This window comes from Acrocarpospora corrugata, assembly GCF_009687845.1.
GTDB lineage: Bacteria > Actinomycetota > Actinomycetes > Streptosporangiales > Streptosporangiaceae > Acrocarpospora > Acrocarpospora corrugata.
In genome coordinates this window covers 31,032-55,788 of sequence record NZ_BLAD01000091.1, presented here as the reverse complement: position 1 = coordinate 55,788, position 24,757 = coordinate 31,032, and the positions used below count along the sequence as shown (strand labels likewise).

At 65.3% G+C, this 24,757-nt stretch carries 25 protein-coding genes; 10 read left to right on the top strand and 15 right to left on the bottom strand.

Annotated elements, in window-relative coordinates:
- Positions 1-333: 333 nt before the first annotated feature.
- From Acor_RS35025 to Acor_RS35015, 3 genes are all read right to left on the bottom strand, one after another.
- Positions 334-924, bottom strand: coding sequence for a phosphotransferase (locus tag Acor_RS35025; RefSeq protein WP_218034667.1), 591 nt, complete (start codon positions 922-924; stop codon positions 334-336).
- Positions 925-1,855: 931 nt separating this feature from the next.
- Positions 1,856-2,257: a type II toxin-antitoxin system death-on-curing family toxin gene (locus Acor_RS35020; protein WP_155341067.1), complete on the bottom strand. Its 402-nt coding sequence runs from the start codon at positions 2,255-2,257 to the stop codon at positions 1,856-1,858.
- Positions 2,254-2,454, bottom strand: coding sequence for an Arc family DNA-binding protein (locus Acor_RS35015; RefSeq protein ID WP_155341066.1), 201 nt, complete (start codon positions 2,452-2,454; stop codon positions 2,254-2,256). The genes Acor_RS35020 and Acor_RS35015 overlap by 4 nt, the downstream gene beginning before the upstream one ends.
- 1,089 nt (positions 2,455-3,543) lie before the next feature.
- Between Acor_RS35015 and Acor_RS35010 the strand changes: the two genes are divergently transcribed.
- A complete protein-coding gene (locus Acor_RS35010; RefSeq protein WP_170317234.1) occupies positions 3,544-4,365 on the top strand; it encodes a 5'-nucleotidase C-terminal domain-containing protein in 822 nt (273 codons plus the stop codon).
- Between the two features lie 853 nt (positions 4,366-5,218).
- Here the strand turns inward: Acor_RS35010 and Acor_RS35005 are convergent.
- Together Acor_RS35005 and Acor_RS35000 are read right to left on the bottom strand one after the other, a co-directional pair.
- Complete coding sequence (locus tag Acor_RS35005) at positions 5,219-6,094, bottom strand: PD-(D/E)XK nuclease domain-containing protein (RefSeq protein ID WP_155341064.1); 876 nt, start codon at positions 6,092-6,094, stop codon at positions 5,219-5,221.
- Between the two features lie 281 nt (positions 6,095-6,375).
- A complete protein-coding gene (locus Acor_RS35000) occupies positions 6,376-7,038 on the bottom strand; it encodes a hypothetical protein (protein WP_155341063.1) in 663 nt (220 codons plus the stop codon).
- 56 nt (positions 7,039-7,094) lie between these two features.
- Here Acor_RS35000 and Acor_RS34995 point away from each other — a divergent pair, with 56 nt between their 5' ends.
- On the top strand, positions 7,095-7,808 hold the full coding sequence (locus Acor_RS34995; RefSeq protein ID WP_155341062.1) for a MerR family transcriptional regulator: 714 nt from the start codon (positions 7,095-7,097) through the stop codon (positions 7,806-7,808).
- 212 nt (positions 7,809-8,020) lie between these two features.
- On the opposite strand, the gene Acor_RS45965 is transcribed toward Acor_RS34995, so the two are convergent.
- Together Acor_RS45965 and Acor_RS34990 are read right to left on the bottom strand one after the other, a co-directional pair.
- Positions 8,021-8,296: a hypothetical protein gene (locus Acor_RS45965; RefSeq protein ID WP_308805707.1), complete on the bottom strand. Its 276-nt coding sequence runs from the start codon at positions 8,294-8,296 to the stop codon at positions 8,021-8,023.
- Positions 8,297-8,319: 23 nt separating this feature from the next.
- On the bottom strand, positions 8,320-9,183 hold the full coding sequence (locus tag Acor_RS34990; RefSeq protein ID WP_308805706.1) for an epoxide hydrolase family protein: 864 nt from the start codon (positions 9,181-9,183) through the stop codon (positions 8,320-8,322).
- Between the two features lie 63 nt (positions 9,184-9,246).
- Between Acor_RS34990 and Acor_RS34985 the strand changes: the two genes are divergently transcribed.
- From Acor_RS34985 to Acor_RS34975, 3 genes are all read left to right on the top strand, one after another.
- A complete protein-coding gene (locus tag Acor_RS34985) occupies positions 9,247-10,230 on the top strand; it encodes a helix-turn-helix transcriptional regulator (protein WP_155341061.1) in 984 nt (327 codons plus the stop codon).
- A gap of 125 nt (positions 10,231-10,355) precedes the next feature.
- Positions 10,356-11,846, top strand: a complete 1,491-nt coding sequence (locus tag Acor_RS34980) for a helicase HerA-like domain-containing protein (protein ID WP_155341060.1) — start codon at positions 10,356-10,358, stop codon at positions 11,844-11,846.
- Positions 11,847-11,967: 121 nt separating this feature from the next.
- Positions 11,968-12,597, top strand: a complete 630-nt coding sequence (locus tag Acor_RS34975; RefSeq protein ID WP_218034670.1) for a DNA alkylation repair protein — start codon at positions 11,968-11,970, stop codon at positions 12,595-12,597.
- A gap of 121 nt (positions 12,598-12,718) precedes the next feature.
- On the opposite strand, the gene Acor_RS34970 is transcribed toward Acor_RS34975, so the two are convergent.
- Positions 12,719-12,940, bottom strand: coding sequence for a helix-turn-helix domain-containing protein (locus Acor_RS34970; RefSeq protein WP_155341059.1), 222 nt, complete (start codon positions 12,938-12,940; stop codon positions 12,719-12,721).
- Complete coding sequence (locus Acor_RS34965; protein ID WP_155341058.1) at positions 12,940-13,431, bottom strand: DUF2975 domain-containing protein; 492 nt, start codon at positions 13,429-13,431, stop codon at positions 12,940-12,942. The genes Acor_RS34970 and Acor_RS34965 overlap by 1 nt, the downstream gene beginning before the upstream one ends.
- Positions 13,432-14,098: 667 nt before the next feature.
- Between Acor_RS34965 and Acor_RS34960 the strand changes: the two genes are divergently transcribed.
- The 4 genes from Acor_RS34960 (at position 14,099) to Acor_RS34945 (ending at position 16,568) form a co-directional block, all read left to right on the top strand.
- Positions 14,099-14,509 carry a hypothetical protein gene (locus Acor_RS34960; protein ID WP_155341057.1) on the top strand — a complete coding sequence of 137 codons (411 nt, stop codon included), beginning with the start codon at positions 14,099-14,101 and terminating at the stop codon, positions 14,507-14,509.
- Between the two features lie 264 nt (positions 14,510-14,773).
- The gene (locus tag Acor_RS34955) at positions 14,774-15,415 is read left to right on the top strand and encodes a M15 family metallopeptidase (protein WP_155341056.1); all 642 of its coding nucleotides are present in this window, start codon (positions 14,774-14,776) and stop codon (positions 15,413-15,415) included.
- Positions 15,416-15,978: 563 nt separating this feature from the next.
- A complete protein-coding gene (locus tag Acor_RS34950) occupies positions 15,979-16,125 on the top strand; it encodes a hypothetical protein (protein ID WP_155341055.1) in 147 nt (48 codons plus the stop codon).
- A complete protein-coding gene (locus Acor_RS34945; protein ID WP_155341054.1) occupies positions 16,125-16,568 on the top strand; it encodes a nitroreductase family deazaflavin-dependent oxidoreductase in 444 nt (147 codons plus the stop codon). The genes Acor_RS34950 and Acor_RS34945 overlap by 1 nt, the downstream gene beginning before the upstream one ends.
- Positions 16,569-16,769: 201 nt before the next feature.
- Here the strand turns inward: Acor_RS34945 and Acor_RS42855 are convergent, their stop codons facing one another.
- From Acor_RS42855 to Acor_RS34915, 6 genes are all read right to left on the bottom strand, one after another.
- Positions 16,770-17,399 carry a hypothetical protein gene (locus Acor_RS42855; RefSeq protein WP_174876238.1) on the bottom strand — a complete coding sequence of 210 codons (630 nt, stop codon included), beginning with the start codon at positions 17,397-17,399 and terminating at the stop codon, positions 16,770-16,772.
- A 355-nt stretch (positions 17,400-17,754) separates the two neighbouring features.
- Complete coding sequence (locus tag Acor_RS34935; RefSeq protein WP_155341053.1) at positions 17,755-20,886, bottom strand: ATP-binding protein; 3,132 nt, start codon at positions 20,884-20,886, stop codon at positions 17,755-17,757.
- Positions 20,887-20,888: 2 nt separating this feature from the next.
- The gene (locus Acor_RS34930; RefSeq protein WP_155341052.1) at positions 20,889-21,515 is read right to left on the bottom strand and encodes a hypothetical protein; all 627 of its coding nucleotides are present in this window, start codon (positions 21,513-21,515) and stop codon (positions 20,889-20,891) included.
- Positions 21,515-22,582 (bottom strand): endonuclease domain-containing protein, encoded by a 1,068-nt coding sequence (locus tag Acor_RS34925; RefSeq protein ID WP_155341051.1) that lies wholly within the window; start codon positions 22,580-22,582, stop codon positions 21,515-21,517. Before Acor_RS34925 ends, Acor_RS34930 begins: the two co-directional genes overlap by 1 nt.
- Positions 22,583-22,917: 335 nt before the next feature.
- A complete protein-coding gene (locus Acor_RS34920; protein ID WP_155341050.1) occupies positions 22,918-23,259 on the bottom strand; it encodes a hypothetical protein in 342 nt (113 codons plus the stop codon).
- A gap of 242 nt (positions 23,260-23,501) precedes the next feature.
- A complete protein-coding gene (locus Acor_RS34915; protein WP_155341049.1) occupies positions 23,502-24,143 on the bottom strand; it encodes a hypothetical protein in 642 nt (213 codons plus the stop codon).
- Positions 24,144-24,277: 134 nt separating this feature from the next.
- On the opposite strand from Acor_RS34915, the gene Acor_RS34910 reads away from it, so the two are divergent.
- The gene (locus Acor_RS34910) at positions 24,278-24,748 is read left to right on the top strand and encodes a hypothetical protein (protein ID WP_218034665.1); all 471 of its coding nucleotides are present in this window, start codon (positions 24,278-24,280) and stop codon (positions 24,746-24,748) included.
- The last annotated feature ends 9 nt before the right edge of the window (positions 24,749-24,757 follow it).

Sequence of the window (24,757 nt, the reverse complement as noted above, 5' to 3'; positions counted from 1 at the left end):
GCACCCGACACCACCATCTACGTGATCGCCGGCGGCAAGAAGAAGCCGCTCAGCCTCGACGAGTGGACCCAGCTGGGCCGGCCGGCCACGGTCAACGTGCCGGCGGGCTTCCTCGTCCTGATCCCCAACGTGTGATCCCGATCAGCATCCAGGCGTGACGAAACGCTCGGCCGGTGTTTCCCGGGCGAGCGTTTCGCCGTCAACCGGGTCGTGACAGCACCGGCAGCGGCTCCGGGAGGTCGGCGGTCCGGAAAACCGGGGCAGGACCAAGGTGTCCGTCAAAGCGGAGCAAGCTCGCACCAGCCGGGGCAGGCCTCCATCGCGACACGAAGATCACGACACTAGGGCACCAACCCAAAGTTGCTCATACTGCTCGATGTACTCTGCGTCGCTCAGCCACGCGTCACCATGACCCTCATCCCACAACCTCGCCCACGGCTGAACACCGTCAATAGCTTGCGTCCTCAGGAAGTCATGCGTTGCACGAGTGCGTCGGCTCAGCAGCGGCACCAACTGATGACGCTGAGCCTCATCCAGGCCGTACGCGTCAGCGAAGATCCGCAGCCGAATCGCAGCGTCGGTGCGTCGCCACGTCGGATGCGCCGACAGCGGGACGAATCCGTGAAGGGCGTAGGCGACATCCCACAGGCGAGTCCCGGGCCCCGCTCCGTCCCAATCGATGAACACCCAGCCGTGATCACCATCCGCAACCAGATTCCATGGGGCCAGATCGTGATGAGCGATGATGTCGGCTCCGTTCGCTGGGATGAACACCCGCCAGCAAGCTTCTGCCGGAGGAACGAAGCCCTGCACCGCGTCATGGAAATCTCGGATCAGACGCGCGACGCGCTCAAGCTGATGAACAGGATCCAGTAGGGCGAAATGATCCGGCCATACGACCGTGCCAGGCGCGAAGGTCAGCACCTCACGCCCTTGATCGTCGATACCGAGAGGGCGAGGAGCACCTGCAAATCCCACTCCATGCAAATGGGTAAGCAAGGCGTGCACGGCCGGCGTCCAAGGCCCGGCGGGGCGACGCACCGTATCTCCCACTCGGACAACGCCGGTACTGATATTTCATCCTCCGAAGAGAGGCTCTTCGTCAGGCTGCATGTCGTTTATTGTCCAGCAGTAGACGCCCTCGCTCCCGCCACACTCGGGTTGTCGGCCGTCAAACAAGACACTGTCTGGGCGAGTGACTACCGGCGGCCGAACGACCCCGGATCGCCGTAGAGTCGATTATCTGCTGCGCAGGCATCGGGCAGGGTTAGCCGCGAACGGTCTCGCTCCCTGGGCACCAGGGACACCACGATTGCCTCTCCCGCGTTTGGCGCCTGTTCCCAGGTCCTTCATCGCGAGAACCTGCTGGGTGTAGGAGGGTCGAGTGCGGCATGTAAATTCTCGCCACCTCGCCGCCGGGCTCCAGGTACATGACCCCGAAAGCGCTGGCAAGCCGATGACAAACGACGGAGGAGTTATCGCAGTCGCTCGCTCCCGTCCCCGAACTGCGCAGAAGTGGTTCAAGGTGAGTGACCAACTGAGTGACAACGGGAGCGAACACCCGGGAACATCGCCGAACCGTGAGGCACCTAAGTGCCCAGCTCAACCGCCCCGCAGTGCGTACGTCGTGCTCCTCGCAAGTGGCTTCGCATCGAAGGGGTCTGTGGTTCAAATCCCCATAGCTCCACCTACGTCAGAAGCCGTCCTCATGCGAGGGCGGCTTCTTTCGTATCCCGCTATGCCCGAATTTTGGGTGAGGATTGGGGGTGTTGCTGTAGCCGGCCAGGCGCGAGATGTTCTCGATCGGGACGCCCTTGTCCGACAGGAGCGATCCGGGCGGTTTTCCCCTAAGGCTTCAGGAGTCTGCGGGCCTTCGGTCGTCATCCGGGCTCAGCGCACGGAGTCTCTTGGCGATCTCGGTCACATCGTCGAGTTCGCCGGTGGTGACGGCGATGACCAGTTCCTCGGCGGCGTCCGTGTCGGTACCGGTAAGGACCTCGCCGTTCAACTCAAGGAAGACGACGGCGCAAGTCCAGCCAAGTCGTTTGCTGCCGTCGACCAGGGGGTGGCCGATGATCAGACTCTGCATCAGGGCTGCGGCTTTGGTCCACAGGTCGGGGTAGGCGTCCTCGCCGTACACACTGGTCTGCGGACGCAGGACAGCCGCGTGCAGCAGACCGCCATCGCGCAGGCCGATCGTGGGCAGGATCTCCTCGGCGATCGCCAGGACATCGGTCGTGGTCAGATGGACGGTCATTGGGAGAGGCGGTGCAGCAGTTCCGCGTCGCGCTGGGCGACCTTGCGGGCGATGGCGCGCACCGCACTGGTCTGGCGGCGGGCCAGGTGCTCCTCGATCGCGATCACGATCTCGGTGTTCAGGCTGTTGCCGTCCTCGTCAGCCACGGTTCGCAGCCGGGTGTGGACCTCGTCGGGCAGGCGGAGTCGAAGTTCCATACAGCGATGGTACCTCTAGGCGGTACCATGATGCGGTGCCAATAGCCGACCGGCGAGCCACCAGCTTCAGCGGGACTCTGGTCGGCGGTTCCGGGTTTCGTTAAGCGCCCATCAGCTCCACGGACAGATGCGAGCGTGGATCATGGTGGACGGCAGCAACCCGCAGCAGAAGACGCCATGGCCCGGAGCCCAACCCGTTCGGCGAAGCCGTCGCCCAAAGTGAGTGACCACCTGAGTGACGACAGAGGCGTACGCGCGGGGATGCCGCCGAACTATGTGGGACCAAAAGGCCAGCTCAGCTACCTACTGAGCGCTTGAGCAAGTGGCTTCGCATCGAAGGGGTCTGGGGGTTCAAATCCCCATAGCTCCACCCAGGGCCGTTCTTGAGATGGCTCGACTGAAGTTGATGGGATCCCGTCTGATCTTGTTGATCGGGCGGGATCTTGTCGTTTCAGGGGATTCCGAGCCCGGTTCTGTGGGGTTTGGGCCTGCTGGGTGTGGGTCGCGGAAGGCTCAGGCGGTGTCAGCCCACTTGGAGCCCAGGGAAAACGGACCGCTGGGCATGGCGAAGCCGGCGGCTGGCGGGATGCTGCGACACGGTGGCGTGGTTTGGCGGTGTCGGTCTGGTCTGGCTGGGCGGCTGCTCAGCAGTGACAGGGATGGCTGGATCGCCGACGAGTTTGCGGTCCGGTTGTGCTGGCCCCGCCGTTGCCCCAGGCAGTGGTCGTTGGCGACGGTGACAATGAGGGCGACCGCCGTCGTCCTCAGCCACCTGGACAAATTCCATCAGGATCTCGTGAACGTTCCACTCATTCGGCGCGCGGAATTGTCGGTCGGCGTGGCTAGTCTCTGCTCGTCCTTGTCGTCATGACAGATGGGAAGACTGTGGGATTACCTAGTAGGGCTGGGCGTCGGATCGGAGGGCTGGCGGCCATTGCGGTTCTGGCGTCCGGTGTTTCCGTTCCCGCCGCGCAAGCCGCACCCCAGCGATCCTTTTTCGGTACGGCTTCCGCCCCACTCACATCGGTTGGCAATCCGGTGCAGAAACTCACCCTCTCATTCGAGCGAACCACTGCGACGAAGTGCCCGTTGACCTTCAAGGTCTACGGGACCTTCGGAGGACTCCCTCCGGGCCTGCAACTCATCCAATACCGCATCGTCGGCACCGAGCAATGGAAGAACCTCAAATCTCCGACCAAGCACAACGGCAGCTTCACCGCCCTGCTCGCGACGCTCGACTGGGAATGGGACTTCGAGACACCGACATCAGGTCAGACGTCGGTCCAAATCGAGCTCAGACAGCCCGACGGTCTCACGTCCAATACGCTCTACTACTTCGAGTGCGGCATGGCCGACGCAGCCGACACCTTCGGCGAGACCTCCGAGCCCATCGTCCGGACGCTCAGCGGCGGTCCGCTGGCCGAACTGGTCGCCGACGCCAACCTCGACGCGGTTCAGGCCCGGTCGGGTGCGGAGGCCGCCCTGGTCAGCAGGTACGGATTCCACCTGGACTTCGACGCGGGCCCGGTCACCTACGAGGAGGTGTTCGCGACGCTTCCGGCCGGGTTCGCGGTGGACGTGTGGGCGATCACCGGCGCCGCGCTGAAGTCCGTCCTCGCCCACCCGAATGCGCAGGGCTGGGTGCTCACGCCGTCGTCCTCGCTCCGCTACACATTGGAAGGCGGCGCTGTCACCGAGATGGTGTTGAACGGCGTTCCGGTGACCGACGACCAGGTCATCAGAATCGCGGCCAACTACATTCTGGTGGGCGGCTATGAAGGTTTCCCCCGATGGCCCGGAGCCACCAGCGTCTATCGCGGTGGCCCAGACGACAGAGGGGCCCTGGCCACCTATCTGGTGAAGAACTCGCCGGTCAGCGCACCAGCCGGCGACCGGGTCACCGTCCGATGAGTATTACGTAAACGAGCTGATTACCGGGTGGAATCCGCTCCGCCCGGCAATCAGTGAACCTGAGCCCGGTTGGATAATCGGGTGCAGATCACAGGCGCAGCCCGGGACGAGCGTTTCGGCGGCGCGCACGATTGCCGCTACCTCTGTCACGTTTGGTCTCTGTCATAAGCATTTGACCGCGGAAGGATTACTCATAAACGGATTAAGGGGCCGCGTAGTTCCCGGATCGCGCGCAGGATGAGAGGACCCATCGCGGCGGGTACGGTGGCACACAATGGCAATGGCTGAAAGTGTTTCGGCAGGTCCCGGCTATTGCTGGGGATATCATTGCAAATGGTGCATGTCCTCGATGGGATGGGTGCAGATCGGCGGGGCACAGGTTGACCGCCGTAATGTTTGCCGGTGACACCAAGGAAGGCGAGGCCATCTGTGCTCCACACCTGGGTGGAGACCGCTGGAGGACCGTTAATCGCCTCCCAAAATCTGAGCTGGATCGATGGGCGGGGTGGCCCCGCAGAGACGTGGGGTGACTCGAAGGGGTCTGGGGTTCAATCACCATAGCTCCACCCCAAGTCAGAAGCCCTCATGTGAGAGCGGCTTCTTTCGTGTCCGTTAGTGCCCGAATTTGGGTGCGGGTTGGGTGCGATATTGGTCAGCGCCGCATCCGAACGGCCGGTTTGGAGATCGTCAGAGAGGTCGGGTCAGCACAGCTACCCGGCCTTTTTGATCTTCTGAGTGTCTACGGCTTGGAGATGTCGGCCCGCCTTCTTGAGGACCTCCCGGAAGGCGCGGCGGACGGTGTGGGAGTGCCTGGTGGGAGCCGTTGCGCACGACCAGAGGCTGTACGGGTGATTCAGCCTTGAGCGACGACGACACGGACGAGCAGTTCGGGATCGTCGGTGTTGATGTCCTTCTCGAACCCTGTTGGATTCTGGATGACGCGATCTCGGTCGTACACCACTACCACTAGGGCGGCCACGTTCGCCTGGCCCCGATAGCCGAACATGTCGTCGACGATCTGGCTTCGGATCTGCTTGGCGCCCAGCGTCGGCCGAGTCATCTTCGCCTCGACTGCTATCTGTTCCCGGCGCAGGACGAAGTCGATGCGATACGAGCCGCCCGCTCTGCGCGGAGTCGTCTCTTCCGGTTCGACGTCGTCGAAGTGCAGTCGCAGGACGGCGTGCAGTATTCGTTGAAGATCATATTCGTCTGTGACGACGAATCCCGGCCGGTGTCGTTGCTCGAGGGCGAGCAGGGCGAGGGACTCGGGGAGCCGGCGGAAGAGGCCGGTCAACTGGGTGACATTCTGTTGGAGCCCGGGGCTCAATCCGAATCGTCCGCTGGCCTCTTGTAGCAGGCGGCGCTGCTCGAACAGGGGCTCCTCGTAGCTCTGCTTCAGTGAGTGCTGCCAGCGGCCGTGGCTCTTGAAGAACTTGGGAACGGAGTGGTACAACACCCACGGTTGCCTGGGATGAGCTATGAACTGCTTGATCCTTGGGCTCACGGTTGGGTGTTTGGCGTCGTACTGCTCGACGAACCGGGCGCGGAGATCGTCTGGCAGAACGGCGAGCGCGGTGCCGTACCAAGCTGGATAGCGGCTTTGCAATTGACGCACCGCCGGTTCGGCACGTGACTCGTCGTCGTCCTGAGCGATTCGACCGAGTTCGGCCAGATCTTCTACTTCTCGGAGCAATGCCGCGATCTGCGTGGCTTCTCCCGCGCGATGCATGGCCAAATCCTAGGACGCACAGTCATCCGGGATTTGTGCTCGGATGAGTTCGCGGTCGTCGGGATCAGGTTGTGGCCTCGCTACCGTCGTCCGGCATCGTGAGGTAGCTGTTGAATATCGTGTTCGAGTAAGCAACCGCTAGCTCCACCAGGGTCGTTCTTGAGATGGCTCGACCGACTTTGTCGTTTCAGGGGATTCCGAGGCTGGTTCTGTCGAGTTCGGGCCTGGTGCCGTCGAGGCCCTGCTTGTTGCGCTGATCAGGGCGGGCACGTACCACGTGCTCACTGCCTCCGCAGATAGCGCCAGCCCAGTACTCCGTACCAGATCATGATCGGCAGGTAGAGGGCGTACCCGAGCTGCTCCGATGCCTCCGGCGGTTCGGTGGCCCCGGTCGTCCACGGCAGCGCGACCGCGGCCAGGCCGCAGAGCGCCGCGATGGCGCCGGCTCCGCGAAGCCCGCTGGGCATGGGGACGCCCACTGCGGTGGTCGTTGTGGCGGCGACCCAGAGCAACCCTGCCAGGTTGACCGTCCACTTGGCGGTGAGTAACACCGCCGTGGCCACTGTGGCGGTGGCCGGTGTGGCCGGTTCGGTGCTCAGACGGGTCAGTGCCAGGTTCCCGGCGTCGTGAAGCAGTCCCGCCAGCCCGGCGGCGGCCAGCAGCCCACCGGCGAGCACTACCAGGTGCGGCCTGGGCGCGACGTTCGGGCGCGCGGCCATGACCAGCCCGGCCGCGGTCAATGCCAGCCAGCCCGGCACGTCGAAGGCCAGTTCGGTCAGGTGCAGCCCAGCCTGCTCGCCCACCGCGGCGAGCGCGGCGTCGGGGTCGGCCGGATTCAGGGTCAGCCCCGATGGCACCACGATGGCCGTACCGGCAATCATGGCCACCAGCGAGATCAGCAGCAGGACACCGGTAAGCCGGGCGCCGGGGTTCGGATCAGTCATGGATGGTGACGGTAGAACCCTGACACAGGGAGAAGGTCAACACGCAGGGAGTCGTCATGTGGCGGATTGGTCAGCTGGCGCGTATGGCCGGGGTCTCCCAACGCACCCTGCGCCACTACGACAAGATCGGGCTGCTCGTGCCCGCCGCGGTGGATCGGGTTACCGGTTATCGCTGGTACGGCGTGGCCGAGTTGTCCCGGCTGGAGCGCGTCCGGGGACTGCGACGCCTCGGCCTGCCGCTGCGCCGGATCACCGATCTGCTTGACGCACCCGAGGCGCAGCTGCGGCAGGCCTTGGCCGAGAACGTGACGAGTCTCCACCGCGACATATCCGCATTGGCCGCGACCGCGGCTCAGGCGGAGGACCACCTCATGACGCCCATGTCGATACTGCCTCAGCAGACCACGGTGGAGCCGCGCCGCCTGCGTGTCGACCACGCGTCCGAGCTGGCCGCCATCTGCGCGGCGGTATCGCCGTCGACCTTGCTGACCTGGCTCGGCGGAATTCCGATAGGCGGCTTCGCCGCAGCGGTGACCACCGATCGGGGCGGGGAGCAGCTCATTCTGCCTGCCCGCGCCGTTGTGCGCGCCGTCATCCCTTCCTCGATCGGTGTCGTACGCGCCGGTGAGGAGCTGTTCGGCTGGCTGCACCGCCATGGGCTGACCGTCGCCGGCCCCACTCTGGAAGATCACCTCATGGACGTCGGCGGTGCCCACGCGACCGTTCTGGAGGTGCCGGTGGACCGAAGCCACCCTGTCGACCTGGTTTGAAATGACTGGGCGGGTGACGGTTGCCAGCGTGCCCGACTAGATCGTACGCCGTTGTCGGTGGGGAGATCGTGCAGCCGGTCTCGGCGGCGTGCACGATGCTCCCCGCGAGTACCGGCTTATCCGACTCGCTGGCCGCTATCTCGATGATGATCACGGTAACCTCGGCGCCCCGCTCCACCAAAGGTCAGGTCGAGCGTGGCGAAACAGTCCGGTCAGGTGAGGGTGTGGAAGAAGGCTCGGAGGTCGGTGGTCAGGAGGTTTGGGGTTTCCAGGGCCGCGAAATGGCCCCCGCGGTCGAACTCCGTCCAGTGCGTGATGTTGTGGGTTTGGTCGGCCAGGGGGCGGATTGAGAAGTCGGTGGGGAAGACGGCGACGGCGGTGGGGACTTGGCCGCGGCTCTTGGGGGCCCACATGGCGGCGTCGTTGAAGCGCTCATAGTAAGTGTGGGCTGAGGAGCCTGCGGTGGCCGTGAACCAGTAGATGCTCACGTCGGTGAGCATGCGGTCGCGGTCTACGGCGCTTCGGGGAGCTCGGTGGCCGGGTCGGTCCACTCCTTGAACTTCTCGGTGATCCAGGCGAGCTGGCCGGCGGGGCTGTCGTGCAGGGCGGCGGCGATGGTCTGGGGACGGGTGCCCTGCAGTTGGAGGTAGGCGCCCTGCTGGTCCTGCCACTTCTTCATGCCGGCCAGGCGGACGTGATCGGTCTCGGTGAGGGTGCTCATCACGGCGGGGTCGCCGGTGGGGAAGGTGAGCAGGGCGTTGACGTGAACGCCGATGACGTTCTCGGGGGCGAGCCTGCCCATCAAGGGGGCTATGAAGGCGCCGACGTCGCCGCCTTGCACGCCGTAGCGCTGGTAGCCGAGGCGGGACATCAGTTCGGTGAGGGCTGCGGCCGTGCGGCCGTCGGTCCAGCCGGTGGTGGGGAGCGGGCCGGAGAAGCCGTAGCCGGGTAGAGACGGGATCACCAGGTGGAAGGCGTCGCCGGCCTGGCCGCCGTGTGCCGCTGGGTCGGTGAGCGGGCCGATCACGTCCAGGAACTCGACGATCGATCCGGGCCAGCCGTGGATGAGCATCAGGGGTGTGGCGCCGGGTTCGGGTGAGCGTACGTGCATGAAGTGCACGCGGGCGCCGTCGATGGTGGTGAACTGGGGGTACGCGTTGAGGGCGGCTTCCTGGGCGCGCCAGTCGAAGCTTTCGGCCCAGTAGTCGGTGAGTTCGCGCAGGTAGCCGGTCGGTACGCCGCGTTCCCAGCCGGTTCCGGGGAGTTCGGGGGCGAAGCGGGTGTTGCGGAGCCGGTGGCGCAGGTCGTCGAGCGCCTCCTGGGCGATCTCAATGCGGTATGGGGTGATCTGGTTGGACATGTCGCTGGTGGTCATGTCCTGGACGTTAGGCACAATTGGTGTCAGGTTCTGGCACCAATTGTCACCATAATGTGGCTCATGTTGAATACCTCGGCTCGGCTGCTCCGGTTGCTTTCGCTTCTTCAGTCGCGTACCGACTGGACGGGGGCTGAGCTCGCGGAACGTCTGGAGGTGGGGTTGCGGACGCTGCGGCGGGATATCGACCGCCTTCGTGAGCTGGGGTACCCGGTCGATGCCACGTCGGGGGTGGCGGGTGGCTATCGGCTGGGGGTCGGTGCCGCGTTGCCGCCGTTGCTGCTCGACGATGAGGAAGCCGTGGCGGTGACGATCAGTCTGCGTACCGCCGCTACCGGGAACGTGGCCGGGCTGGGGGAGGCGGCGATGCGGGCGCTGGCCAAGCTTCAGCAGGTGCTGCCCGCGCGGCTCCGCCATCGCGTGACCGCCTTCCAGGCGGCGGCCGTGCCGCTCGCGAACGCGGCTCGGGAGGCGGTGGACGCGGATCTGCTGGCCGCGCTCGCCGCCGCCTGCCGGGACCAGCGCCGGATCGAACTGCGCTACCGGCGAGGGGAGGTGGTGTCGGCGCGGGAGGTGGAGCCGTACCGGCTGGTGCACACGCCGCGCCGGTGGTATCTGCTGGCCTGGGATCTTGGCAGGCAGGGTTGGCGGACGTTCCGGATCGACCGGATCGTGCCACCGCTCGGGCGGATCGGGGCCCGGTTCACCCCGCGTCCGCTGCCCAGGGAGGACTCCGCCGCGTACGTCTCCGAGTCCATCAGTTCCGCGCCCTACACCTATCAGGCCCGCGTTCTGTTCCATGCTCCGGTGGAGGAGGTCGCGCCGCGTACTTCGCCGGCGGCCGGACGGCTGGAAGCGGTGGACGCGCACAGTTGCGTATTCCACGCGGGCTCGAATTCGCTGCGGGAGTTCGCCGTCCACGTCGCGGCGAAGGGCTTCGATTTCGACGTACTCGACCCGCCGGAACTGGTTCCTGTGCTGCGTGAACTTTCCGATCGCCTGCGGCGCGCCGTCGAGCGTGGCCAGGGCGACTCCACGGGGGGCTGAAGGTCGACGGGCCTCCCCACGTCGCATTTCCGCCGCTGACCTGTGTCTCCGCGCCATTGAACCGCGTACGACCGGGAATGGAACCACCACCGGACCTGCGCCGGGAACAAGCTTGGGGGGAAACGATGAAGGGGTACGACGTCCAGGGACCGGCACTGGAACTCGGGGCGCTGGTGGGAGAGGACGGCGCCGCCGATCCCGCGGAGCAGATCAGGATCGCCCTGGGCATGCTGAACCGGCACGGACTGGTGGCCGGGGCCACCGGAACGGGGAAGACCAAGACCCTCCAGCTCATGGCGGAGCAGCTCGCGGCCCAGGGCGTTCCGGTCTTCCTCGCCGACATCAAGGGCGACCTGTCGGGGCTCGCCTCTCCGGGCACGCCATCCGAGCGCGCCGTCGGGCGTGCCGCCGAGGTGGGGCAGGCATGGCATCCCTTGGCCTGTCCCGCGGAGTTCCTGTCCCTGGGCGGTCTGGGGTCCGGTGTGCCGATACGCACCACCATGACCGCCTTCGGGCCGACCCTGCTCGCCAAGGTCCTCGGGCTCAATGAGACGCAGGAGTCCTCGCTTGGGCTGATCTTCTACTTCGCCGACAAGAACGGGCTGCCCCTGCTGGACTTCAAGGACCTCATCGCGGTCATCCGTTACCTGACCACCACTCCGGATGCGCTGCGCGGGATCGGCGGGCTTTCGGCGGCGACGGCGGGAGTCATCCTCCGCGCCCTGACCAACTTCGAGGCGCAGGGGGCGGAGGCGTTCTTCGGCGAGCCGGAGTTCGACGTGTGCGACCTGCTCCGGGTGACGCCGGACGGCCGGGGGATGGTCTCCGTCCTTGAGCTGCCCGCCGTGCAGGACCGGCCGCAGCTCTTCTCCACCTTCCTGATGTGGCTGCTCGCCGAGCTCTTCGAGGTGCTGCCCGAGGTGGGCGATGTCGACAAGCCGAAGCTGGTGTTCGTCTTCGACGAGGCGCATCTGCTGTTCGACGGCGCGTCCAAGGCGTTCCTGAAGTCGATCACCCAAACCGTGCGGCTGATCCGGTCGAAGGGTGTGGGCGTGTTCTTCGTCACCCAGACGCCGAACGACGTGCCCGCCGACGTGCTGGCCCAACTCGGTGCGCGCGTGCAGCACGCCCAGCGCGCCTTCACCCCCCAGGACGCCAAGGCGCTCAAGGCCACCGTGTCGACCTTCCCCGAGTCCTCCTATGACCTGGAGCGACTGCTCACCGAACTCGGCATCGGCGAGGCCGTGGTCACGGTCCTGTCGGAGACGGGCGCGCCGACCCCGGTGGCCTGGACGCGCCTGCGCGCCCCGCAGACGCTCATGGCGCCGTCGAGCCCGGAGGTGATCCAGGGCATCATCGCCGCCTCCCCGCTGCAGCGGAAGTACGGCACGGCGGTCGACCGCCAGTCGGCCTATGAAATCCTGGCGGCCAGGCTGGCCGCGCAGCCCGAAGCCCCGCGCGAGGCGGATCGGCCCAGGGAACAACCGGAGCAGTCCGTGCTGGAGGGCGTGCTGGAGTCCAAGGAGTTCCGCTCCATGGTGCGGTCGGCGGCCTCCACCCTCGGCCGGGAGATCACCAGATCCATCTTCGGCACCGCCCGCCGCGGGCGCCGCTGAGCAGAGCTGGCGGCGTGTACGACAGGCGGCCGACTTCCGTCGTAGTCTGAATCTCGCACGTGATGGACAGGAGACTGAGGTGGCCGAGGCGACGCCGGCCGAGACGATGGTGGCCGAGCTGATGGCCGAACTGGCCGAGCTCGAGGATCCGAAGACACGCGAGGTGAACGAGAAACACGGTGACGATCACGGTGTGAACCTCAGCAAGCTGCGCGCGGTCGCGAAGCGGCTGAAGACGCAGCAGGAACTCGCGTGCCGGCTCTGGGAGACGGATGACACCGCGGCGAGACTGCTGGCGCTCCTGATCTGCCGCCCGAAGGCGTTCGAGCGTGACGAGTTGGACGTCATGTTGCGCGAGGCGCGCACCCCCAAGGTGCACGACTGGCTCGTGAACTATGTGGTGAAGAAGAACCCGCGCTCCGAAGAGCTGCGCCTGGCCTGGTCCGCCGATCCGGATCCAGTGGTCGCGAGTGCCGGCTGGGCGTTGACCACCGAACGCGTGGCGAAGAAGCCCGGGGGCCTCGACCTTGCAGGACTGCTCGACGTCATCGAGGCGGAGATGAAAGACGCCCCGGATCGCCTGCAGTGGGCGATGAACCACTGCCTGGCGCAGATCGGGATTGAGCACGCCGAGCACCGCGCCCGTGCGATCGACATCGGTGAGCGCCTGGAGGTGCTCAAGGACTATCCAACTTCCCCGGGCTGTACGTCTCCGTTCGCGCCCATCTGGATCACCGCGATGGTGCGCTGACAGGTCGGCGCACCAAATCGCCCATCAGCTCCACGGACAGGATGCGAGCGCAGATCATGGCGATCGGCGTGCCATGTCAGGCCGGTGGTGCCAGGCGTTTTCACGCCCGCGCTGGGGCACGTCATTCGCCTGCGGCGTCCTCGGCCTCCCAGCGCAGGAGGTCGCCCGGCTGGCACTTGAGTACCTCGCAGAGTGCGGCGAGGGTCGCGAAGCGGACCGCCTTGGCGCGGCCATTCTTGAGTACTGCCAGGTTGGCGGGCGTGATCCCTACCTGGTCCGCGAGGTCGCCCACGGACATCTTCCGCCTGGCCAGCATCACGTCGATGTCGACGATGATCGGCATCAGATCATCTCGTCCAACTCGGCCTGCATCTGCGCCGCTTCGACGTCGCGCGCGACGGCCTGGGCGAGCAGCATCCGCAGCACGAGCACGATGAGCGCGACCCCCAGGATGGCCAGGCCGACCCCGCCCATGATGACGGTGACGCCCGGGTCGTCCCGCTGGCCCGGCGCATTGAGGGCAGTGACCGCGAACCACAGGAGGGCAGCCGCCACGATCGCGCCGATCACGGCGTCCACGTACCGGAAGGCGGCGTGGGAGAACACGGTTCCGCGTCGCACCATCGTCACCAGCCGCCATACGCTGACCAGGGCGACCTGGGCCGACACCATGCCCAGGATCGTGATCACGCGCAGCGCGGTCAGCGGGAGCGACCCGTCCTCCGGGTCGCTCCCGCTGACCAACACCCACAGCGTCAATGCCTGTACGAACACGGTGCCGGCGAGCACCACCACGAGCACGGCGCGAAGCGCACGCACTGTCAGTTTTCCCATGACCCATCCTTCTATCGGATTGCGATGAGAATCTATCGAATCTCGATAGGTGAGGCAAGGGTTGGCGGCGGGTTCGCACCGTGGTGGGGCCCCTTCCCATGGCATGACGTTCGCGCGAACCGTCTGGATCTTGTCGAAGTCGGCCTCGCTTGAGCACAAATCGGACGCCACCCGACCACGCCGAAGCCCTGCGGCAGACGGGCCTTTGGAAGTGCACCGACAAGGGACAGCCGGGTGGGGCAAATAGGTGGCGGCCTCGGCGCCTGGTTGGACAGTCGCGCCGGGGCGTTTTGCCCCACTCTGGCCACGGCCCTCAAACACGGCGGTGGAGGTCGGCGACGTGGCGGCCGACTCGCGCGAGTCGAAGAGCACGGCGTCGCCGAGGCCGGGCATCGCGACGATCCGATCACGCTCGGCAGTGTTCTGAAAGACAGACGTCTCGGAGTTTCAGCGAATTTTCAGCGCGTTTTCAGTGCCCCATTTGAACCTTCCGGGTGTCGAAATCCTCCACCGGAAGGGCCCTATGAAACTCACCCGCTTAATCTCCGTCTCGCTCAGCATGGCGGCGCTCGGCTTCACGGGAGTCGTGCAACCACGGCCGTAGTCGCCGCGCCCGCCTACGCCGCCTCCACGGCAGGCGGTCAGATCACCAACTCCGAGGTATTGGGTGGACAGGGGATACACCTACCTGAACAGCTCCGATACGGGCACCTGGCGGACAGGCCCCACCGGGAGCGAAACGTATCGCCGCGACTGTTCCGGGCTCATCTCGATGGTCTGGCACTTACCCCAGGGTTACTACGACACCAGCATCTACGAAAGCTGGATCACGAACCACGACAGCCGCCTCACCCGCCTGGGCAGCTTCAACGACCTGCGGCCAGGGGACGCCATCCTCCGGCAGAACTTCAGGGGCCTGTCGGACCACACCGAGCTTTTCGCCTTCTGGAAGAACCCCTCCAACCACGCCGACGGCGCCTACTTCTACTCGTTCAACAGCACAGGCGAAACCGTACGCAACCCGTACCAAATCACCAACTCTCCCTTTCCAGAACCTGGGCTTCCGTTCCCTGAGTGACATCACCGGCAACTTCGAGCACGCCATCGGTTACAACAACGTCGTCGACGACTCCGGCTCGAGTGGTTTCGATCGGCAGGGCCCGTCCAGTGCGCTGGACGGCTCCGGGGCGCTGCAGGTGTTCGCTCGTGGCACCGATGGTTCGTTGAGCACTGGTACTGGTCCCGGCGGCGGCATCGCCTGACCCGGCCATCACCACCGACAGGCCGCCCGACTCCGACCGGGCGGCCTGTCCAGCCATCCAGATCCGCAAAAGGACAAGAAATGATTCTGCTCTCTGATCCCGCGATCAGCCGAATGCCGATCGACGAGTGCGGCGAGGCGCTGTTCGATCTCCGCACCGTACAGGCCCTGCGCCTCGATTCGCGCATGGCCGACCCGGAAGGCTTCTATGCCCGCCTTCGCCTCGGCGTCGTAGATCGCCTGGTCACCGCGCAGACCCTGCTGCCAGCCGAACTGCGCTTTCTGATCATCGAAGGCTTTCGACCGGTGGAACGGCAAGTGCGGTATTTCGACGCCCACGTCGACCAGCTCCGGATCGCCCACCCGGACCAGGATGAAGCCTGGTACCACCGGCAGGCCAGCCGCTACATCTCACCGCCCGAGGTCGCCCCGCATGTGGCCGGCGCCGCCGTCGACCTGACCTTGTGCGACCCGGACGGGCACGAACTGTGGCTCGGTACGGAGGTCAACGACACCGACACCGAGGCCTGCCACACCGCCAGCACGGCGATCTCCGCGCAGGCCCGAGAACACCGCCGCATTCTCGGTGAGGCGCTGACCACGGTCGGGTTGATCAACTACCGAACCGAGTGGTGGCACTGGTCCTACGGCGACCGCTACTGGGCCTGCGTCACCGGGGCGTCGGCCGCGCGCTACGGACCGGCGACGTCGCACCATCTCTGATCAGAACCCGCGACAGTCCGGTCCGAAGATCAGTGGATGCGGCGGCTGGGGATGAGGCTCCGGGCTGGTACTGGGCCAAGCGGGCGATGGCCGGGTCGCGGACGGGGCGGATCTCGGAGCGGTAAGGGGTGAGGTCAACGCCCTAGTAGGGATCTGGACACCGAGATACTCGCTCAGGAGCCGCTGCAGGATCGCCCCCGAGGTGTTGCCGAAGGCGGTGAAAGCAGGTCGTGTTCAGGCACGACGCACAGGATGGACCAGCCGCCGGGCGACGCGCCGGACACGGCCAGGACGGTCGTATTGCCGAACGGGTACCGCAGCAGCCCAGGCCCAGCGGCGGGACGTGCGAGACCTGCTGCATCAGCGCGGTCGACAGGACGCGTGTGCCAGAAGGGGACATACCGCCGGCGAGGTGGGTACGTCCGAAGGCGAGCAGGTCGGCGACCGGAGTTCCCTCGTGACCTCACGATGGCCGGTATCCCACTGGTAACCGCGGCCCCTGATAACGTCCGCAAACCGGTCGGGCGTACGAGCTCCGGCCCCGGTGCAAAGGGCGGTTCGTCATGAACATCGTGGTTTGTGGCGCGGGCGGCCAGGCCGTCGCCGAGGCGTACCACCGGATCGCCGACCACGGCGACCTGGCCGGCCGGATCACGGACGCGGACTTCGCGATCACGCTGCTCGATCGCGCCGGCGCAGGGGAGGCGTGATGGCAGAGGTCCACGACAGCCCGAACCCCTGGGTCGCCGAGCACATCCGCCGTTTCGAGAAGACCGGCGGCCGACCGCGGCCGGGCGTGAACGACCTGCTGCTGACGACCCGAGGCCGGAAAACCGGCGAATTGCGCCGCACCGCACTCGTCTACGGACGCGATGGCGACCGCTATGTCCTGGTGGCCTCCAACCGCGGTGCGGACCGCCACCCGGCCTGGTACCTCAACCTGCTCGCCAACCCGCATGTCACCGTGCAGGTTGGTACGGAGATCTTCACCGCGCGAGCACGTCCCGCCACCGCGTCAGAGCGTCCACCCCTGTGGCGCCTGATGGTGTCGGCCATGTCGGAGTACGCGGGCTATCAGGACCAAACCACCCGTGAGATCCCAATGGTTCTCCTGGAACGCGCTCAAGACCTGGGCGACGGCGCTCCGGGCTGATTCGCCCTCACTGAGGCGATGACCGCAACCCCAACCGAAACTACGGAAGCCAGGCAACGATCCGGGCGTCGTCAGATCGGTGTCTTAGCGATCTTCATCGTTCGTCTGCGGTTGCAGCAGTCCGGCCACGACGCCATCAGCATGGCCATCATCCAGCTCCGCTGCTCAGGCACGCGGCCACCGGTCGATCTTCGTTTGTCGTCACCGGAACTTGAACACGGGGTCGGAGAAGCCGCCGGTCGAGGTCCAGACGAGCGTGCTCTGGACCTCTGTGGACTTGCGGACGAAGGTGGCCTTCCTGCCGTCATCGGTGATATTGGCGCGCTTCCAGCCGTCGAAGTTCTTGGTGAGATGGTGATCCCACCCGAGTAGGTCCCCCTGCGCCACCGCGGCGATGGACTCCGTTGGCGGCTCACCGTCCGCGCAGTACCGGCCGAAGTTCGCGATCGCCGTGACCGTCCCGCCCCTGGCCTGGAGCTGGATTCTCTGGCAGGCGTCGGTTTTCGTACGGTAGATCAGGCGGGGCTTCGTCCATTCCCCGGCCGTCGGGTTGTAGTGCTGCTCGAAGAGCCCTTCACCACGCCGGTAGTGCATCGCCACCCGGCGACCGTCAGCGAGCGATACTTCTCCCTCGAACCAACTGGGATCCGCCCCCTCGACATCGCTTTTACGCGGTTCGTCGCTGCCCTGCGGTGACGGGTTCGGCGTGGGCGCGCTACTTTGCGCGGGCGGGGTGACGGTCTCCCGCGCGACCGGTGGTTCCTGGCCGCATGCTGCCACGGTCGCGAGCAGCGTCACGCAGGCCAGCATGCGTGTCCCCGCTGCGCGCATTGCATCTCCCTGTGGTCCTGCAAAGCGGCTTCCCCGGCTCAGGCTAGCAATCTCCTCATGCGAGCGAACGTTACGGAAGGCCGCGAAGTCTAAGGACGGCCTCGACCAGCAAACCCCCTGGGGGTCGCGGCTGTCGGCCCGACAGGAAGATCGACCGCTTGAGGGCATGGCACAAGCATCCCGTGGCTTCGCTGATAAAGATGCCGCCGGGGTGGTGCGGACAAGGCGCCATACGGTCAGTCCCACGGGTCGGAGAGATCGTGCAGCCGCAGCCCCCGGACGAACGTCTCGGCGGCACGCACGATCTTCCCCGCGAGTGATCACACCACGGGCGAGTACCAGCTGACCTGCAAGGTCATCGGCTTGCTCGGGCGATGACCTCCTCGGTCGTCAGCGGCGACCTGGGGTGATGAGTCAGACACAGCGGTGTACGCACCTTCGCGAACCCCGCGCCCTCAGGTGCGACGTAGAACTGCCCGCTGCGAAGCGAACCGATGTCATCGGCACTGCCGCCTTTGACGCGGGCCATCGCCTTGGCGGCCTCGATCTGCACATCCGCATTGAGCAGGCCGTAGAACTGGGTCGCGGCGTTGCCCGGGATCCGGTTGTGCAGGCCCTTGGGCGCCTGGGTCGCGAACACCAGCCCGAGCCCGTACTTCCGGGCCTGGGAAGCCAGCGCGAGTGTGCTTTGCGTACACGCGGTCATGGCACCAGAGGGGGCGAAGGTCTGCGCTTCGTCCATGACGAAGAGCCCACCGAGGGGCCGGTCACCGGCGGGGTTCTTCTTGATCCAGGCGAACAGCGCCATCTGCAACTGGTTCACGAAGGACTGCCGATCGGAGTCACTCGGTAGCCCCACGAAACTGATGACCGAAACCCGGGCCCGCTTCCCTGCGGCCGGAGTGAGAAGTTGCCCTGGGTCGACCGGCTCACCCTCCCCACCGAACAGCGGATCGGTCACGGTAGCAGCCCGGAGCACCTGGGCGAGCCCATCCGCGATCTTCGCCGCTCCACTGATCTGACTGATGTCCTCGGGGAAGTCCGCGAGCAGATTGATCAGCCCGTCGAGGCCGCCACTCTTGTACTTCCCGAAGTGGACAACCGCCTCCGTGAGCACCGCCCGAGCGACCTGGGCCTTGCTGGTGCCGCCTTCCACTTTCGCCCGCGGGGCGAGCGCCGCCATGGCGGCGTGGACGGCTTCGTGGAACTCGTCGACGTCGTCCCGGACGCTGGAGAAGTCGGGCAACGGCTGAAAGGCCAGCGGTCGGCCCTTCTCCCTGCGCGGTGTCCAGACCACGACATCGGTGTCCGCGATGTAACGAGCCGCCCGACCCCCATCGCCGGGGCCCCAGGCGGAAGGCTCCTCCGGCCAGGCGTCACCGAGACGGGCGAGGTCGTTGTTCGGATCGAGCACGATCGAGGAGACGCACTGAAGGGCGCACTCTTCGATGATTCGCCTGATCAGAACGGTTTTCCCCGAGCCGGATCCCGCGAAGATCGCAATGTGTTTACGGAGCGCCTCTAACTCGACGGAGACCGGAAGCCCGCGATCGTACGAGCGCCCCACGGTCAGCGAAGGTATTCCGACCGGCCGGCTTTCCGGAGAGCGAACCGAGGGACCGGCCGCGAGAGTCGGCAGGGGCTTCTCAGGGGCCTGAGGCTCCTGCGGAGTAGTTGGATCCTGCCTATCACTAAAGGCGTCCTTGAGGAACTGAAGATTGGCGGTGGGTTTCCTGCTGGCGATCCACTGGTCGAGGTGCGGGAGGTTTTCCGCGAAGAGATCCCGTAAGGCGCACAGCACCTTGAGATTCTCCTCGTCGGCCGCGATCACCCGGCCACCCCTGGCGTGGAAGCCGGCAACCGCTTCCTGGGTGACCGGCCCGGAGTTCCACGGGATGTTCCGGACGATGATCAACCGACGTTTGGGGCTCTCTTCGGCGAGACCGGCTTTGAGCACCGCCTTGCGGAGCCGCGTCAGCGCCGCGAGATGGTGCGTGGCGGCGATGCCGCGGAACGCCCAGTGGATTTCGTCTTCGGTCGCCTCGTTCAGGATTTGCTTGAGACCCGCGTGAAGAGAGGTCTTCTGGCCCATTGGCGGGTCGACCCGGTAACGCGCGGATGTCCCGCTCTGCTCGACGATCCAGGCCCGGAGGCCCGCCGAAATCAGGCCAGGAAGAACCGCGTCCTCTAGTACGGCATCCAACGCTCCACTGACGTCGGCCGAATCCGCCAGGATCGCAAACTTGGTGTCGATCGCCTGAAGCTCTTCCTCGCGGGCGTCAGGCTTCATGACTATATCGATCACGCTTGAGGAGGCGTCGAGGCTGTCCAATTCAGTGATCTTGCCCGCTAGCAGGCACTTCTGGATGTGCCTGGACAGACATCCCAGGACCTCGCGCGGAGTGTAGAAGGGAGCCCGAGCGAAGGCTTCCGGCTTGATCGGCCACGTTGGATATGGCCGGTCGAAACCAATGTTCTTGAAGTGCTCCGCGAGTCGCATGGTGACGAGTTCCGCTCCAACCTCGGGAGTCGGAATGCGCCGAAGGTATGTGGCCTTCTGGAACCGGTCCCTGAAGCTCTTGACAGCCAACTCCTGAATGAGAGTCCACGTCTCTGGCAAGCAGGAGAGAATCGTCAGGGTTCGGCTGGTCACCTCACGGAGGTTGGTCAGCCCATGAGCGAACTGAAGAACTGCCGAGGTCGCCGAACTGTTGGGGCGGCCCTCGACGTAGAGGCTGCTCTGCGTAATGAACGCGTCGAGCTGGTCGAAGGCCATGACACTCGGGCCAGTCAACGCCAGCAGCCGCGAGATGTCACGCACGATCTCCTGCGGTGATTTGTGGACCTTCCGGAAGCCCCAACTCAACCGGTCTCTTTCGCCATCCTCGATTGAGCAGATGTAGGACTCACCGAGGTCCACGAGGGCATCGTGACTGGCCCCCAGAAGCACCAGAGCCCGAGCGACGTCCTGCGCATCTCTTCCAACCCGGCGATCGATTCTGTACAGGGCCTCGATGAACAGATCGAGATCTTCGCGGGTGACCAGCTGGTTGCCGATGATCGCCTGCTGGCTCTTTCGTGGGAGCTGCATCCGGCCCGTCAGATTGCGAAGGAACCGCTTGAGTTGGTTCTCCTCATCCGTGCCCACCCGAGCCAGCCCGTCCTGGATGGACACGACGGCGCTTTCCCAGAAGTTGCGGGCGTCGAGAATGCCCATGAGGAAGAAGTAACCATCGCGTTGGATGGCCTGCTCACGCACCCAGCTCATCAGGTGCGTCTTTCCGCTTCCGGCGCCACCCTCAAGGACCACCCCGATCGGGCTGGTCACGGGAGAGTCAGTGGCCGCGTCGAGTCCCGAGCGGAGAGCGTAGGAAGCCGCCGGGTGTATCCCGGGGACGTGGAACGGAACCGGCTGCCAGACATCCTCACTGGCATTGACGGTCGAGAAGGTCTTGAGACTTTCCAGCGCATACCATTCGGTAACCATCGTCACACTCCGACGCGGAACTGATGGTTTGGCGTGCTGCCAATGATGATCGCGGCGGCGTGATCTTCGGGCTTCAGGTCACCCGAGATCGATACGGGCACGATGTCCACCCGTCCTGCCAGCATCATGGTGCGCAGAACGTCGTCCTGGAGATCCCGGTCGATGTCCGTCAAAAGAGCTCGCAGCTTGGTCATCGAGACCCACTGACCGACCCCAGGCGTGATCTTTGCGTAAGCTTCGCGAATCCGGCCTTCTACTTCCTCGGGCGACACCGTCGTGACCGGCGCCTGAACGGGTTCCTCGACGACTGGGACCGTCGCTTTGGGCGCCACGAGGGATCGCAGGTACAGAAGAGCCAGAGCCTTGCCCGTGCGGGAGGTCACCGGGACTCCCTTGCGTACTTCCTCGATCGCGCGATCTTCACCAGCCGATGTGATCGTGTACCAAAGAGCTCGCCTGGCTTTGGTTTCCGACTCAATCAACTTGGAGTCGACGAGACCCTCGCGGTTCTTGGCGTCGAGATCCAAGCCCCACTCGTCTCTCAGTTCCGCGTGGGCCAACGTGGTTCCGAGCTCCCTCAGTACGAGCAGAGCTGCGGCCTGCCGATACGTAAGTTTTTCTTCAGACATCAGCCTGCTCCTTCGCTCATTCCGAGGCGTCGGCCTCGGAGGAATCCTTCGATGTGGCGCAATACCGCCCGTAGATCGCCCATCACCTGCTGGTTGGTGAATCGCAACACCGTGAATCCGTCACGTTCCAGGTGCCGGTCACGAATCTGGTCGCGCTCCATTTGGGCAAACGTCTCGTGTTCCGGTCCGTCGAGTTCCACGACGCACTTCTCCGGGACCCACATCAGATCCGTACGAACCATTACGAACAACGGGTCCTTGGACTGATACGTCTGATTCCAGGTCCGGCCATGAGCCCACCCGCATTCCGCCAGGGCCGCCTCCATCGCCTGCTCGACCACACTCCCCGGATGCGGCCTTCCGGTGATCGGCGGCACTCCCACCCTCGCGGTGATCGGCGGTGCAGTCATCTCTTCGGCCAGTCTCCTGACCGCTGCGGGCACCTTCAGGTAGCGGGTTTCGACGCGGCGCAGTTCGGGGCTGACGAGCCAGATCCCCATGCCGCTCCGGTGCGCCAGCCACTCACAGCCGGCAACCAGAAGAGTCTCCCCGTGGGAGGTCAATTTCTCCGGCACATAGATGACCAGAGCCGCCGATTCGCGGCCGAATGTGGAGGCGATGACGCGGGCCAGACCAGCCGCCCGCGACTCCGCGGGGAACGATCGTCCTTTGGGGCCGCGCTGCCCGGGAACCAATGGGCCGCGGTGCTGGATGGCTCGGGCGGCGAGGTCGGCCAGGAACGGTCCGAAATGACGGGTGCTCGATGCCAGGCGCATCGCCAGGATTCTCGCCGCCGCCACTCCGCCGCCGCCGGGGCCGGAGAGCTTCTCCCCTTCGGGCAACCAGGCTGGGAAAAGTCCGATGGCCAGTATTTCCAGCTCGCAGAGGATGGATTCCACGAACTCTGAGACCGAATCGCCTTCAGTCGCCGCGTAGGTGATGACGGCGGGGCCGGTCTCCGGTAAGGGGTCCAACAACAATTCCATCACATTGGCGTCAATGGGGGAATCGACTCCGGCAAGGCGGAGCACCCTCCCGACCGGGAGATCGCCCCATGACAATGCCACACCGGCTCCCTCTGGACACCCCTCTGAAAACGCGACTTTGCGAAGGGTATAGGGTACGCGAGGTGACGCGTAGGAAATCGGTGATATCTCCTATTTCGGGGTTGCAAAACCACCCAAACGGCCATCCTGACAATTATTCACATCGCCGTTTATGTCGCGGATCGCCGCCGCAACCTTCGGCCGGGCAGTGGGTGCGGATGGCCCGCACCCCTGTACAAAGCAGCTCATCGCCACCTCCGTCGGCACGTGATCGCCCATCGCGACCAGCAGGGAGCCGATCAGGAGCCGGAGGGCAAGGCGAACGGATCTTCAGGCAGGAAACAGCCGTAATCCTGCTATGGCATCGGATCGTTGAGCACGATCTGCTGGAGTTCGCCCGCCGGGGATAGGCCGTCCGGGCGGTCCAGGACACGTTGGCCCGGAGGTGACCCACCGCGGCCGAGCGGCATCTCGGGCGCATCAGCCGCCAGTCGCCCGAGACGGTCCAGCAGGATGTTGACCGCGTCATACACATCTGCGACGCTTTTGGCCGCAGTCTCCTCGCTGAGATCAGGGTGGAGATCACGAAATGCCGCACGCGCCGCCGCCATGAAACGCTCCGGATCCACGATCACAACGTCCCGGCGCGTCCGGACGCTGATCGTCATGCCCGCTCTGGGAAGCGTCTGCTCGTCCACTGTCTGAAAGTAGACCGCCCCACGCCGACCTCCTTCGTGAGCGCATCGACGGTGCTACCGGGCATTGAGTCCGTGTGCTCGTGGCGGAGCCGTGAAACATGCTGGCTCGGGCAGAGCGATATCGGGCACGCGTTCTGGCGCCTTCCGCGCCGACCGGCAGGTCCGGCGAGAGCGGAAGAGATACGGCCTGGACGATGTGCGTATCCCGAAAGCCGACTGCCCGAGCAGCATCAGCGTCGGGGCTAAAGAGTGCCGTTCTCGATGGCGGCCTTCAACCCGGCCTGGGTGGCCTGGTGGGAGGAGACGCCATTGGTCACCGTGAAGTCGATGAGCAGGATGCTCGCCTCGAATGTGAGGTGCTCGGTCACCCGGATCGCGCCGTTCCCCAGGTCGGTGAAGACGATTTTCTGCTGGGTGACGACGTTCGGGAGCGTCCAGGAGTCGGTTTCGTAGAAGAACTGGTCGCGGTGGATCCGCTGCTGCGCGTGAGTTTTGCTGCTGAGGGGGATCCCGGCCACGAGCGGGATGTCCTCGATCGCGGTGAAGTTGATGTAGCGGACGTCGTTCTCGGTCCAGTCGGCGTGGGTGACCACGCGCTTCAGGAACGAGTGCATCCCGATGTGGTTGTTGACGTTCGAGTACGCGTCGAAGACGTGCGCGATCGGAGCGTTGATGTCGATGGAGATATCCCGGGTGACCTGGCTGCGGCCGGCCCAGGGGAGGGGTGCGGTCAGGGTTTCGTAGAAGCGGTACGTGTCCCACGCCAGCTGCCAGGATGCCGCAAGCTGGGCGTCCGTCTCGGCGCGGGCGGGGCTGGATAATCCGGTCAGGAGCAGCGCTGCCGCCACGACCGGAGCGGTGATGAATCGCAGGAACTTCTTCACAGGCACCTCAAAGACGAGGGTTGTACAGGTTTGAACCTTCTACCGCATGTAGGAGTACTTGTGGAAGTGGTCTCCCCAATGCGATCCGAAGTGGCGTTCGACAAGAGAAGCCCCTGTGCCACAGGGTGGGCCTCATGACAAGTGTTTCCGCTGATTACACGCACGTGCGCAAGAGACTGGCCGCCGCCGAGGGCTTGGACCTGCCCGACGTCCGCTTCAAGTGGTACGACCTGTTTCGGGAGGACGCCGAGATCCCCGACTCGGTCCAGAAGGAGGCGCGGGAGTTCGTCCGCACGGAGATCGCCACGATCACACCGACTGGTGAGCTGGGCTTCGTCATTCTGCACCGGGTCGGAGACGCGTACCTGCTCCTGGTCTGTACGTGGCGAAACAACAACGAATTATGGGAGACCGTCTACTTGAAGGACATGGACGGATTCGTTCTCGTCCAGTTCGACGAGACGGCGAAGGCCACTTACTGTGTCTGGGAGATGGGCGCCGTCCTGCACGAACAGCAGGCCTGGATTCGCTACCTATTCTCAGCGCGCGACGACGAAGCGAAGAACGACTACCTCGCCGACCGCCATCCAGGCGCCCTCGTATAGCGCATAGCC